The 13651-nt window shown below is 50.7% G+C and carries 8 protein-coding genes and 5 pseudogenes; 6 read left to right on the plus strand and 7 right to left on the minus strand.

Annotated features, from left to right (window positions below; all coding sequences use genetic code 11):
- Positions 1–62 precede the first annotated feature (62 nt).
- From HYG81_RS39490 to HYG81_RS39510, 5 genes and pseudogenes are all read right to left on the minus strand, one after another.
- Positions 63–706: pseudogene (locus tag HYG81_RS39490) on the minus strand (IS1595 family transposase); the annotation flags it as partial.
- 402 nt (positions 707–1108) lie between these two features.
- Positions 1109–1937, minus strand: a pseudogene (locus HYG81_RS39495) (IS5 family transposase).
- 149 nt (positions 1938–2086) lie between these two features.
- Entirely contained in the window at positions 2087–2620 is a 534-nt protein-coding gene (locus HYG81_RS39500; RefSeq protein ID WP_226777629.1) for an Rrf2 family transcriptional regulator, read from the minus strand.
- A gap of 1063 nt (positions 2621–3683) precedes the next feature.
- Positions 3684–4484 (minus strand): IclR family transcriptional regulator, encoded by an 801-nt coding sequence (locus HYG81_RS39505; protein WP_226777630.1) that lies wholly within the window; start codon positions 4482–4484, stop codon positions 3684–3686.
- 112 nt (positions 4485–4596) lie between these two features.
- Positions 4597–5305, minus strand: a pseudogene (locus HYG81_RS39510) (transposase); the annotation flags it as partial.
- A gap of 325 nt (positions 5306–5630) precedes the next feature.
- Between HYG81_RS39510 and HYG81_RS39515 the strand changes: the two are divergent.
- The 5 genes and pseudogenes from HYG81_RS39515 to HYG81_RS39530 all read left to right on the plus strand — a co-directional run bounded on the left by HYG81_RS39515 (position 5631) and on the right by HYG81_RS39530 (position 11081).
- The gene (locus tag HYG81_RS39515) at positions 5631–6638 is read left to right on the plus strand and encodes a DMT family transporter (protein ID WP_226777631.1); all 1008 of its coding nucleotides are present in this window, start codon (positions 5631–5633) and stop codon (positions 6636–6638) included.
- Between the two features lie 394 nt (positions 6639–7032).
- On the plus strand, positions 7033–7734 hold the full coding sequence (locus tag HYG81_RS39520) for a DUF2270 domain-containing protein (RefSeq protein ID WP_226777632.1): 702 nt from the start codon (positions 7033–7035) through the stop codon (positions 7732–7734).
- A gap of 357 nt (positions 7735–8091) precedes the next feature.
- Complete coding sequence (locus HYG81_RS46110) at positions 8092–8454, plus strand: DUF7972 family membrane protein (protein ID WP_486641984.1); 363 nt, start codon at positions 8092–8094, stop codon at positions 8452–8454.
- A 1200-nt stretch (positions 8455–9654) separates the two neighbouring features.
- Positions 9655–9924: pseudogene (locus HYG81_RS39525) on the plus strand (ATP-dependent protease LonB); the annotation flags it as partial.
- A gap of 212 nt (positions 9925–10136) precedes the next feature.
- Positions 10137–11081 carry a transcription initiation factor IIB family protein gene (locus HYG81_RS39530; RefSeq protein ID WP_226777633.1) on the plus strand — a complete coding sequence of 315 codons (945 nt, stop codon included), beginning with the start codon at positions 10137–10139 and terminating at the stop codon, positions 11079–11081.
- Between the two features lie 606 nt (positions 11082–11687).
- On the opposite strand, the pseudogene HYG81_RS39535 reads toward HYG81_RS39530, so the two are convergent.
- Together HYG81_RS39535 and HYG81_RS39540 are read right to left on the minus strand one after the other, a co-directional pair.
- Positions 11688–11774, minus strand: a pseudogene (locus HYG81_RS39535) (IS5/IS1182 family transposase); the annotation flags it as partial.
- A gap of 118 nt (positions 11775–11892) precedes the next feature.
- The gene (locus tag HYG81_RS39540) at positions 11893–12210 is read right to left on the minus strand and encodes a hypothetical protein (protein WP_226777634.1); all 318 of its coding nucleotides are present in this window, start codon (positions 12208–12210) and stop codon (positions 11893–11895) included.
- 35 nt (positions 12211–12245) lie between these two features.
- On the opposite strand from HYG81_RS39540, the gene hemL reads away from it, so the two are divergent.
- Positions 12246–13610: a glutamate-1-semialdehyde 2,1-aminomutase gene (gene hemL, locus HYG81_RS39545; RefSeq protein ID WP_226777635.1), complete on the plus strand. Its 1365-nt coding sequence runs from the start codon at positions 12246–12248 to the stop codon at positions 13608–13610.
- Positions 13611–13651 lie beyond the last annotated feature (41 nt).

A 13651-nucleotide genomic window follows, 5' to 3' on the forward strand; every position in this document is an offset into this window, starting at 1 on the left:
TTCAATATCAGAGATCAATTTTTCGTGACGCTCATATCCACCCTAGTCATCTATTCTCGCTCTTATGTAGAGCTGTGGAATGTCCCCATAGCAAGGCAGTCGATGGCGCTCACGAGGGATGCGCCAGCGAGATTTAACGAACGGACGATTCCAAATGTGTGAGCGGCCTGTTCCAAGTCGTGCTTGGACAGACCGCGAAATTTCCGTAGACATGGTTTGACAAGCAAGAAGAGGCACTCAACCTGGTTGATATGGATACCGTCGGGCGAAACGTACGTCTCATCGTGTACGACGATCTGGTGAGTGTACTCCATTTGTCGATAGGCTTGGAGACCGTCAATCCAGACCTTCCCCAGAGGCTGGGAGGAGGTCTTCAGCCTCTTGAATTACTGGATCTAGGTCGGTTCCGTATCTGATACCAGGCTGGCCATGAATACCTGTAGCACGTCGCGGCACGCCGCGACGAACGTTATCTGGTCGCCGTGTCTTCTACGCCAGCGCGAACGTCCCGACTGAGACGACCCGCCGCAGTGACGGCCGTCCCGGGCGGGTCTTGGCCTTTATACCCCGACCAGATGCTACTGGAGTCGTCAATTTGTACCGCCTCATCGATTATCTGTTGGAATTGATTCCAGACAGCTGGAAAGCCTCGATGAACCGCGGCTTCCACCTCTCGAATAGCATAGTACACGGTCTTGTACGCTCGACGTTTAGTATGGATTAGTAGTAAGAATGTTGATTAGTGTACTAGTTACTACCGAAGATACTAAAGAAAACGTCATAGCAGTACTCTTTATAATAATCCATCATAATAGGACCCACTAGCAGTAGAATATTTACACCCGTACGTTTGTAATGAGGTTATCAGAGACGTTTTGCTGCTAGCCTCTAGCGGGTTTGCAGTCTTGTCGTGCAAAATCCCGCAAAAGATAGGCTCAAGGGTTTAGATGAATATAGCCTATACTATATAGTAGTCCAAAATGGTAGAACGGGAAGAATGCCAAACCCTGATCCTCATTATAACTAAGCTTATATAAAAATTGCAATAAAATGGAATCGTTATGAATACAATGGAGAGGACTTGTTTAGACGCGTGAAATCAGTGGTGTTAGAGCCTCACAGCTTGCTCGATGTTTCTGACGGCGGTCTTTAGGACGAACTCTCTGAACTGACCAAACCACGTTCTAGCCCGTAATGTCTCGCCGAACCGATGCTTCAATGGGAAGAAGATCGCTTCGACGATCGAGCGGGGATAATAGATGTCCCTGTCGTGGCGAGCGTTGTGCGCTTTGTCAAGTGCGTAGAACTCTCGATGTATGATTACCCGACGGATGCCATCATCCCTGAGTTCGTGCTGTAGCGCGTCCCAGTCGTAGCTTTTGTCAGCGGTGGTCGTGGTTAACTGTGCTAGGTTTCTCGTGAGTACTTGCCAACCAACGTGTGGTCGTGCGGTTGTTTCATCGAGCAATGGATATCAAGAATGACGCTGGTATCGCAATCGACGAGCGCTGTCGTCTTGATATCGCCAAAGTTGTAGCCGACGCGAAGTACGTAGTGACGGCTGGCTTGATGGCGTTTGAAGCCCGATGCACCGATTGCCTGAACGTCACCGAACTCATGCAGTGAGACAGACAGCCGCAGCAACACGTACCAGACCCGCATTTTAAGATTTTGTTTCCGCGTACAGACGGTGATGAAACCTGAGAGCTATCTACCGCAAGGCCGAGTTTAGCGATGATTCCGGGCATCTCATGCAGAATGTCGAGCAACCGGCGGTAAGGATGGTTCCGGTACTCTCGAAGACAGTGGATCGAGACGATCACCCAGTCAGCGTAGCCGCTATCACCCATCTTGAGCGCTGGTTCTGGCTCACCGATGACAGCGTTGTGGGACAAATCGACATATCGGTCAGTGAACCGGGCGAGCTGAGACGGCATACTTGCTGCTACCTCACTTAATCCTTCATAATTCCAGGCGAGAGGTTCCTGATTGACGTCTAAACATGGCCCAATGGAGAATATGCCGAGTACTATCCCTATATATAAGAAATTATCAAAATTATGTGCTATGAGTACGTTTTGATGGTTTAACAGTTAGATCCTTCAGCAGGAGCAACCATATTCTCAATACGGAGAATGAGAATATTGTGTGTGTCGTCTATACCATCAACACGCCCTTCTATGATCAATTTCGAGAGAGGTGTTGGACCTACAGTAATCGAATCATCCTCAGAAATCTCGTTGATCCCTCCTTGGAGGTGTACCTCTGCCCTGCAGAGTTCAGGATCATGAACGCTCGAAAGAGCGATTTCCTCGACAACAATATCTTTGATCTTCTGGCCTTCATGCAAAATGGAGATAGAAGCGGGGTTAGACAGTTGTTGAATCTCAAGAGCTTCATATGCCCCTGCAGTGGGTTTGTACCCCCCTTTTGGTCCAGGAACACCTTCAACGAGTTGCAGTGCCTTGAGACTCTGCATTTGATTTCGAATTGTCCCTGGATTGCGATTGACCTGCTCTGCAATATCCTTACCTTTGATTGTACTTTCAGATTGTGCAGAAAGGTTCGTCAGTGCACGAAGGATTTTCTTCTGGCTCGGAGTTAGTTCGATAGACGCCATAGTTTCTAATTTGCGACCGGATTCCTTAAAGCCGATGGAAGTTACACTCAACCGTTTTCCATGGCTCCAGGGAAAGATTCTATATTTATCAAGATTCAGTCATAGAGCAAAGCAATTTCGCATGCTTGATTACCACGTAGGATGAAGAAGAGACTGTAGGCTATATCGTCATTAGACGCAGTTCAGTTTAATGGCGATATTCGCCTATCCACTGAAATAATGGTCAAACAAGATGGAGATGGTGATATCAAAACTCGTTATGAACAATTGCAGAACCAATGGATAAGAATTTATTATATAGTTATGATAGTGAATTTGTATATAATTATAAAAGCGATAGGGATCGCTATCGGAAGTGGATTGTCTAATATCACTGAACCGTGGTACGAAGATACGTTAGCGATCATTCTTGGTGGTATCTTTGGATATTGTCTCATTAGTCTTGGTCTTGAACTCCTCCGAGTAGCAGCGATAATACAGAATAAAGGAAATGAATTTACATACCACGAACTACGGGAAACCATAAATATTCCCATTTTATTCAGGTTTGAAAACAAGTCCATGTTAGGATCAATTCTTATTTCAATCGGTTTTGTGATGATCCTCCTCTCGATCATCTTACTCTTCCAGTACCACATTTAATCAAACATCTAGAGGTAGGCTGACAGTGACGTTCACCCACCCCAAATGCAAACTCATCTATTTTCGAGGAGTATTGGTACGCCTATCAGGCCAATCTATCGATAGTACTTAATTCTTAGGACGAACAAGAAGTTGCCGCTCATGAAAATATAGAATCTCTCGTAGCTGCTGAATTTGACTCTAAGACTATAACTAAAGCACGTTAAGCGAATAAGAGTCCAACATATATAGAACATATCGATAGCCTCTCTCCTACTCTTTTCTATGCAGTAACTCCAATAGGAATATTTAATTAAACAGAGTGTTTGCAAATGTGCTGGTGTGAAACCTAATGCCAATGAAAAGATAGATAGTGACTAAAGTATATAACAGTCTCTTTTCTTAGTACTGTTTTGAGTCCTGATAGACTAGCATTATATCATCAAAGATAATCCTCCATATATGATTCTGAAATATCCACCTCTAAATCAGTTACATATTCAGTAAGAATTTCTGGCAATTCATCCGTGTATCGTTCATCCGTAAACCGGTATTTTGGACCAATGATAGCGATTGCACCGAGAACACTTCCATCTGGGTTTTTCACACAACGTCCTACTTCTCTTAGTCCTTCCACATATTCTTCGTCAGCAAAAGCTATCCCTTGATCGCGAATCTGATTTAATTCTTCTAATAGTTCACCTTTTTCCGTTATAGTTTCATCTGTTTGTTCAGGCAATCCCCATTCATCCAATATTTCTCCAACACGTTCATCAGAGAGCTCAGCGAGGATTGCTTTACCAGTCGCAATGGTATGTAAATAATAATAGATTCCAGCAGATGTAGGTGAATTAGATATATGTCCCTCTTTAGAAACGAACTGGCTATCTGGGTGAAAAGATTCGTGTACAAGAATACCTCGGTTATTGTTTTCAACAACAAATTCTACTTCTTCATCTGTTTGATCAGAAAGTTCAGTTACCGTATTTTTAGCAAGAGAGTATGCATTCTTTCGTGTTCTTGCATACTCTCCGTGATTGAGAAACCGTAATCCAATATGATATATCTCTCCTTCTTTCATGAGATATCCCCTGTCAATAAGAGTCCGAAGGTGGATGTGAATTGTACTTCTTGCCATCTCCAGTTCAGAAGTCAATTCCTCTAAAGTTGCACCTCCTAAGTTCTGGATTGTCTCTACCACTAAGAAAGATCGTTCTGTAGTCTTCGCTGTTTGTTTTCCCATACCCCCTCTTACTCCTGAATGTGTATAAGCATTCGCCTATATAGGATTTTTAAATATCGCGGAGAGATGATTTGTTCGAATATCTTCGAGAGAGTGTGTCATAGAATTTACCTCATACCTTGAGTATCTCCCGTCCTGGGTTATCTCCCCGCTCGTAGTGGACGTGCACGAGGCCGCGATCCTTGACCGCGTCATCTGTTCGCTCAACCTGTGTTCAGCGGTTGTACGTCTCGTCTAAGACCGATTGCTTCAGCTAGACGTCCTTGCTGTGTGTCTCGATCTGACCTTCGATCCTGTACCCAATCTCAAGCGGTTCATCCGTGTTTCGCGAATTATACGGGGCGATTGGCAGGCCCCTGCGAGTAGTAGGTGATCATGCCACTCAAGCGGGTTGTAGACACTGTCACCGTATCCAGATAGGTTTCTCGACAGCGAGCGCGTCACTCGCCGTCTCTTCAGAATCCTGCTTAGCCTGTGTGAATGCCACTGCGATATGAATCTATGCTCTTGTCAAGATGATCGTACAGCTGGAGTCGCAGTAATGCTCTTCAGCCGTCGGATCGCAGTTTCAAGACACTTCATCGTTCCCCTGAACTGCCTCGATATGTGATGAATCGATTCATAGATAGAGTTGAGCTGGCCCCGGACGGCGGCCTGCTCGACGACGTGAGCGATGACATAGTCAACCACATGTGCAATATCAGTGAAAATCGATCGACCGCGTCTCTTGACGGCAGTCGATCGAAGCCACAACTTAGCCAGACAGGCGGTTTCTGGAGTTCTCGTGTGACTGGGCGAGTACCGAAGACATCCCCATAGTAGAGTGGTGAAAGCCGCTAATAAAAAGCGTACGCCATTCCTCGTTCGATACACCCACCGTGGATCCGGTTTTCTATCCACTTAACACTAATTCTTGATTGTTACGATTATCATCAGTAAGTGCGTTGTAGTTTGTCTGTCGAACCAACTGGCCGTTTTCAACGCCCTGTTCGGTGAGAAGCGGTCGAAATCAATGTATTCAATAAATTATTTGTATAGTCATGAATTTGTTGGATCGTGTTATCATAGCCCACGTAAACCGTTTAGTTGAACCGTCTATAGATACAATATCGACCTAGAGACAGCTACAGACTACGCAGTGACAAAATGACAAATGGGAAAAACGCATTGCTTTTTGGCGCGCTCGCACTCGTCTGGGGAACAGCCTATACAGCAATCGAAATTGGACTTAAAGCTCTACCACCGCTCCTCTTCGCAGCGGCCCGATTGGACATTGCTGCCATTATCTTCACTGGAGTTGTGCTACTCAGTCGAATTCGATGGCTCCCCCAGACTAAATCGGATGTAGCTCTCATCCTTTCGAACGGGATCCTTGTCATGGGTGCACAATTCGCGTTCGCCTTTATCGGCCAGAGCTACGTCACGAGTGGTGTCGCTGCGATCATCATCAGTTTTACGCCGATCATTACCCCCCTCATCGCGATTCGTATTCTCCCAACGGAGCGCATCTACATCACGGACGTCATCGGCCTCTGTACTGGACTCGCCGGGGTAACCGCTATTGCGATTGCTGGCGGCTCCTTCAACGGACAACTCCTTGGCATTGGACTGCTGATAGCGGCCGCACTCGTCTTCGCGCTCGGGTCTGTGCTGACGGAACGTTGGACGGCAGGTCTCCCGGAAATGGCTCTCTACGCGTGGTCAATGGCTACTGGTGCGATTTTCCTCCACATCACATCCTACGCCTATTCAAGCGTATCATTCGGAGACATTGTGTGGACACCGTCAGCAGTCTTCGCAGTCATATACCTCGGTGTCTTCGCTACAGCCGGCGGATACTTCCTCTACTTTACCTTGCTGAATCAAATCGGTGCAACAAGCGTCAGTCTCATCAACTATGCATCTCCCGTCGTGGCGACGCTCTTCGGTATAATCCTGCTTGGCGAACAAATCACCACGGCGACCGTTGCCGGCTTCGCGCTCATCGTTGTCGGATTCGCATTTTGCAACATTCGGCCACTCTGGCGGTTTCTTCGGTCCATCCGGTACACGGACGGCAGTGACAGGTTGCTCGAACGCAATGAAGTCGCCATCCAAGGTAACGTGTATAAGAAACAGACCGACTCACACACCTGCCAACAGTCAGATGATTAAATATGACTTAGTTGTCTATAGAATTACGGATGAATATGCACTTTTCGAAGTGGTCTAGCTATATTAGCCTTTAGAGCTTTTTACTCAGAGACTGTTTTGAGTGTAGTACCTAGCGTAACTTCTGAAGAGATTCACGGAGATATTCGTCGATCCAAGAGGATGCGAAACTCACTTTCATTGTATGATCATACGCGTCAGGCCAGCGTGGCGAACTCAATGACTTTCGAAGTTTTATTCAAACAGGATACGCGATGTTCTTTGAATTCTTCTGTGCCTCCCTTGGCTACTCTATCCGTTAATTAGCAGAGTACGAAAAGGAGATTTCTCAGATAGTACGATTATTGTGGTAAAGTGCTGCCTCTATTACTCCGGTCGTTGAATGCGTCTAACTGTAATGACTCAGAAATCAGCGAAAGATATCGACCCCGGTTCCGCTGAACACCGCGAAGTCGGTGAAGGGTTATTAGAAGAAATGGCACCGAGTTCGTCGATGGCACATCTCTACCGGGGAGAGATTCATCGGATGAAATTTTGGCGTGAGCGCCTCGACCGAACGACAAACTGGGCCGTTATAGTCATGAGCGGAGTCCTGACATGGGGCTTTTCGGGACCTAACCGACCGCACTATATCATATTATTGGGAATAGCGGCATTGACGGCCTTCTTATTCATGGAGGCACAGCGGTATCGCGGCTACGATCTCTGGCGTGGACGCGTTCGGACGCTCCAGAAAAACGTCTTTGCGTACGGATTAGACCCATCTACGGGTCTCGAGGATCCATCGTGGCGAGAGACGTTGAGCCAGGACTACCGCACACCTGTTATCAAAATCACCAGAGAGGAAGCTATTGCGCATCGTCTCCGACGGATCTACCTCTTGCTCTTCACGATTATGTTAGGGGCTTGGACGATACACATAGCCGCATTTACAACGACACCATGGCCAACCAGTGCCTCTATCGGGGTGATACCCGGCCTTCTCGTAATTGGTATCGTCGTCGCACTGTATCTTGTTGCAGTCTTTATTGCCGTACGACCACGAACATGGCAGGCCGAAGACGAACTTCACTCACGAGATATCGGGAAACATCGATAACGAATACTGAGAACGAGATAACGACAAAGGGACGCACTTGCACGTCAAAATATTTGACATAGTCAATCACCGCATTTCGCTCAACCCGACGACGAAGCGGGCTGCAAACCCACCGCTGACGATTATGTGCCTTACTCGCGTACGTCGGAAGACAGTATGGACGAGACGCCCGCCGAATCGGCTGGCCGCCGCCCTGTCATGGAATTCACGCGATGGTTCTTACTTACCAGAAATCGACTCACGGGCTCACTCGTCATCCTGATTGGGATCAGCGCAGCGTTCGTCGTCGTTGGAGGCCTGGCCTTGCCACGGTGACCACGCCGTCACGGATTATGTGGTACCTCAACGGCACCGTCAATGGGCCTGGTTACGCTGGTTCCCATTTCGGTTGGCGTCAATCAGATCGTCCTCTCCCACGAATTCGGTTCGATACAAGATCTCTACGAACATCAGACCGACGTCACCGACTTTCGGGAGCGCGTCGAAGACCGAACCGACACGTCGGTGAGTTCCCCGTATGCGTCCGATTTTTCGGGACGCTTCTCTCGTCCGTCTCCGACACTGCGAACTCGTTTCGGCGAGGACACGATAGCGTTCGAGCGAACAACCCGATACCGAACGAACTCGAGGCGGTCAGTGAAGCGGTCGTCAACGAAGCGAATCGAACGAACGACGAGTTGGAAGCGAACAGTTCGAGTATGCTGCAGATGCTCGTCGTGATGCTCAACTACGATAATTTGTCCTAGTTCTACAAGATCCGGCGGTTACAGACGGAATCATCCGATCGTGACGATGAGTCGACGGAACAACTGCAACAGATATTCTAAATAAAGAGGTCGTATTACCAACTATCGTTATTCCTCTCGCTCAAGCTACTCATCCAGCTCGCCGAGTACCCCATCGCGAACGGCCACGTGATCATACTCGTCAGGCTGGGTCGATTACGATGTTTCCCGTCGCAGCGTTATATAGAAATGTGTCTCGGTCAGCTGAACAGTTTCACCCATGACAGCACAGACGGCCGACCCGTCGTGTTTAGTCGTTCGGCAGGCCACTGCCGAGCCCTGCCAGCCGTCACGATCAGGCGGTGAGCAACCGCGGAACTATTGAGTTCGAGAGTTAGACATAGCAGAGAGTCGGGACTGAGTAGTGAAGGTCTATCGGCGAAAGAAGGAAAGTGCGAGTACCGAGGTTCCCTTGTGTCCCTTTTCGACCGGTCGCCACAACCGGCCGTGTAGGAGCTCAACAGTCGGACAGATATCAGTTCGGTCCGATATCAGCGGGTGAGAGCTAGTCGTGACAGGCAAACTGTCATAGAAATTCCTCGTCAGATGGCTCTGAAAACTCGACTGACTAGTTCGGATTTCATTGGGTCGTTCTAGAGAGGCTACTCTTGGTCACAGGAGTCTGCAATGAATATTGTATCGGATCCATCATCCTCAGTTTCGATTTCCTTGAATGAGGCATCCGTCTCTTCCCGTATTACCCCTTGTATCTCCAGCTCCCGATTGTCGCAGCAATCTCCCCCATACACGGTTCTAGGGGGGTGACTCTGTGAACTACTCCGCCCTACCGTGCTCGGGCCTACCGGCCCTCGCTTGTTGAGGGCAGAGCTTTTTGTTTCTGTACCAGAACTTGCAAGAACAGGTCCCATAGCGGTTACAGACTCCGCAGGCGATCTCCCTTTACAGGTAGTTCGGAGTGTCCCACTCCTACCGATCGGTACTCGGCCACAACCGACGATGCGGGCTTTTTGTCACGTTTGAACAACGCCGGAAGCGTGGTAAGCATCTTACTACCCTCTTCAACCGCGTGGGTAGTAAGGATGCCGATTCGCGCGGAAACAAGGCGTGCGGGCGCTGTATCCCCTCCCTTCTCCCGTCTTCGACGCTCGCTGAGGAAAGGGGCTTACCGCCCTCAATTACAGCTAATATCGAGGCCGCCGCGAAGACCAGCTGCCCGAAGATCATCATCCCCGAGGCGAACGAGCAGGACGTGATGATCAAGGAGGAGTACGAGAAGATGAGCGAGATCACACCGTGTTCGAACATCAGCGAGGTCTTAGACGGCGCCCTGCTGGGCGAACCCAAGAAGGTCTCGCCGGTCGACCGTCTCAAGTCGATCACCGGGACAACATTGGAACAAGGCGCCGTCATTTCCACGGGCAGCTTGAGTCCGAGCCTGCAGTAACCGACTCGGAGATCGATGCTCGGCAGTAGTACGCGCATCGTATTCCATCAGGTATCCGACGTAATTCCTGCACGCACAGCGAGAGTATCACCGCTCTCAAGTCTAAATAGGAATCTATTGCGCGGCGTGTCTGATCAGGTCACATCACGCCCGACCTCGTCGTACGTTCGTACTGGATGGAACACGAATTAAGAAAACGTTCATACGGATCGATGACGTTGAACTCTGTACGAACCGCGATCGAATCAGGGGATGTAGTTACCGGATACTATGCGGAATTACCCGCCATCGGAGATCAAGACAAGATGACAGACAAACCAGTTTCAGCGGCGATCACGGCAATAGCAACGGGACTTGATGTCGACGATTCGCTCGGACGGTACGCGACGATACTCGCCGAAGAGTTACAACGAAACAATATCCGAGTCATATCGCCCCAACGTACTGCCGCCGCGTGTCTGCTCATCGCGTGTCGGCTTCGCGAGCAGCCGGTGCGAGTCACTGTCATAGCCGATCGGACGCCCTTCTCAAAGGAGCAGATCATCGGTGAAATGCAGCGCCTCTCCCAGAGGCTCGAGATCGGGGTTCCGCTCGCCGATCCGGAGACGCTTATTCAGACGTGCTGTGAGGAACTTGCGTTGCCAGACGTCGTTCGAAAGCGAGCTATGTGTCTCGCCCGAACCGGGGACGCCACCGGCGCGACGAGCGGTGTTTCTCCCTATACGTATACCGCTGCAGTTCTCTACGTTGTCTGTTCACCGACTGACGTCGAACTCTCACAGGCCGATCTTGCCTCCCACTTCGATATTTCGACTGCGACCCTTCGCAAGCGGCGAGACACCCTCCTCGAGGCGACGGGAAGCAAACTGTTCGAGATCCACTTTCCCAATGCGTCTCCCAAGGCGGTGTCGTTTGTCGACGAACTCCTCGCCGAGGCACGGACGACCGATTGGGCACGGAACAAACGGTATTTAGGAATCCTTGCCGGAGCGTGGTTGTACGTTGCGAATGCCGCGGAGATAGCCACAAGCGCGGCGGAATTGGCGATCGTCACGGGAGTCGGTGAGTCAACGATTCGCGCCCGTTACGAAGACTTTGTCGAACACATGGAGCGTACAGACGAGGACCCCGTCGTTACTCTCGGGGAGCAGCGATGAGCGCTCTCGGACGAGCCACCTGCCCCGTCTGTGGGACAGCAATGGATCCGGTTTTGCGCTACGGTGAAGCCCACTGGGTCTGTGATATGCACGGCGATTTCCCGAACGCAGCTTTCAATACGGATTCAGCGAATCTAAATCCGACGTGTCGCTCCGTCGAATCATGGATCGAAGCGAAAATCGTCTCACTCCTCGTTCTCAGTGTCCGCGTCGTCGACTCGAGTCAGACTATCGAAAAATAGTCTGACTCGACCGTGTTTAGACGCTACTGAGTTCAGACAGTGTGGCTACTTCCGGTCAACTAGATTCAGGGAGGAAGTGTCTCTTGATATCAATTATGTAGCGTGTACACAAACAGTCTAGAACGATCTGTACCGCGTCTAAACCAAGCCACCTGACTCTTCTCGAATCCAACCCGCTCGATCGTCGAACCGTTACAGGGACCCGGTTCAAGCCGCTAATGCGGGTATCACGTTGTCAGAGATAGACAGAGCGACCACATTCGATTCGGCTTTCAGCCTCTGGAGAACGGTCAGCGCAAACCCGACGCTACCGAGGTTTCGAATGGAACAGCTCTATTGAATCCTCAGAGGGCGACGGGATTCATCATTTGGCGGCTTGTTCGACGTTATAGACTGCGGCTGCGAGAGTGATTTCACAGAACTGTCGGTACCAAACACGTGCTCGGACGGCTCAAATAATAGTATGATAGGGCCGCCTAGGCTAAAATACTTGATATTCTTGTATACGAACAAGTCGTGAAGATTGGTGATAGTCATCGTGGCCCGATTGTCAATGTATAGTCATATTCTCACCCTCTGAAAATGCAGGCGGCCTCGCTAGTTTCTGTGGCCCGATACTTAGACTCGGGCACCGGAACGTCCACCGGCGTGACGAAATCGTGGATCGTCGCTCTTCTTGGGATTGGGGATATCCAACACCGCCGTATCACCGTCACCGGCGACAATGATCTCTTGTCACTCCCGGTCCGAACCATCGCACTCATCACGTAACAGTTCTCGACGCTTGTCTCCATACTATAGGTGGCGTCGACGGTGTCGTCCGCGGCGAACGCACAGCCCATTCTCCCCACGGTCGTTTGATCGGCCTCGATCGCCGGTATCGTCACTCAATTGTGGGTTGAGAGGGAACAATGAATATAGAATGACCAATAGCTACGGTTCTGATTCCATGTCCCAGCTGTACGATCGAGCACTTGAGTCGCTCGTCGGCGGTGTCAACTCGCCCGTCAGAGCGGATCCACGACCAACGCCAGCATTCATCGACCACGGTGACGGTGCCCACGTCGTCGACACCGACGGGAATCGGTATCTCGACTACATCATGGGGTACGGGCCGCTGCTCCTCGGTCACGACATGCCCGAACCCGTACGTAAAGCGGTCACCGAGACGATCACCGATGGACCGATGTATGGCGTTCCGACCGAGGTCGAGGTCGAACTCGCCGAGTTCGTCATCGATCACGTCGATAGTGTCGATCGGCTTCGGTTTGTTAATTCCGGCACAGAGGCGACTGCTGCGGTCGCCCGACTCGCTCGAGGGTACACTGGCCGCGACAAAATCGTCGTGATGCAGGGCGGCTACCACGGCGGCCACGAATCGTTCCTCGTCGACGGCGACGTAGATGAACGGGAACCGAGTAGTGCTGGTGTTCCGCCCGCGTTCGCCAAGGAGACAGTTCCGGTCCCATTCAACGACGAGGACGCGATCCGCGATGTCTTCAAGCGCCACGGCTCGGAGATTGCAGCAGTCCTCACCGAGCCGGTTCTGGGGAATCACGGAATCGTGCTGCCGGTCGAGGGGTATCACGAAACGCTCCGTGATCTCTGTGACAACTACGGTTCGCTACTGATCTTTGACGAGGTCATCACTGGGTTCCGGGTTGGCGGCCTGCAGTGTGCGCAGGGCAAGTACGACATCGACCCGGATCTCACGACGTTCGCGAAGGTTATCGGCGGCGGATTCCCGGTCGGAGCAATCGGCGGCCGCGCCGAAATTATGCAGGCATTCACGCCGACGGGTGACGTCTTCGAGTCCGGGACGTTCAACGGCCATCCGGTGACGATGGTCGCCGGTCTCGAAACCCTCCGGTTCGCGAAGGACCACGACATCTATATGCACGTCAATGATCTCGGCGAACGACTTCGAGCCGGCCTCCAGGATATCGTTGAAGAGCACGCTCCGGAATACACCGTCGCGGGAACGGATTCGATGTTCAAGCTACTGTTCACGCGTGACGAACCTGAGACGATGGCCGATCACTGCTCGGCCGGCTGTACACAGCGGCCGGACTGTCCACGATTCGAGCTGTGCCCGAAAACTGGTGCGGATGTCGCAGCCGGCAAAACCGATCAGTGGAAACGGATCTTCTGGCCGGCGATGGTCGACCAAGACGTGTTGCTCACGCCGAATCAATTCGAGAGCCAGTTCGTAAGCTACGTGCACACCAAAGACGACATCGATCGGACGCTCGAGGCGTATCAGACTGTCCTCTCGAGGTCGAACTAACCGCTCCCTCCTGGTGTTCCCCTCAGCGCCCACAGTCGTCC

It is taken from the genome of Natrinema zhouii (assembly GCF_013456555.2).
GTDB lineage: Archaea > Halobacteriota > Halobacteria > Halobacteriales > Natrialbaceae > Natrinema > Natrinema zhouii.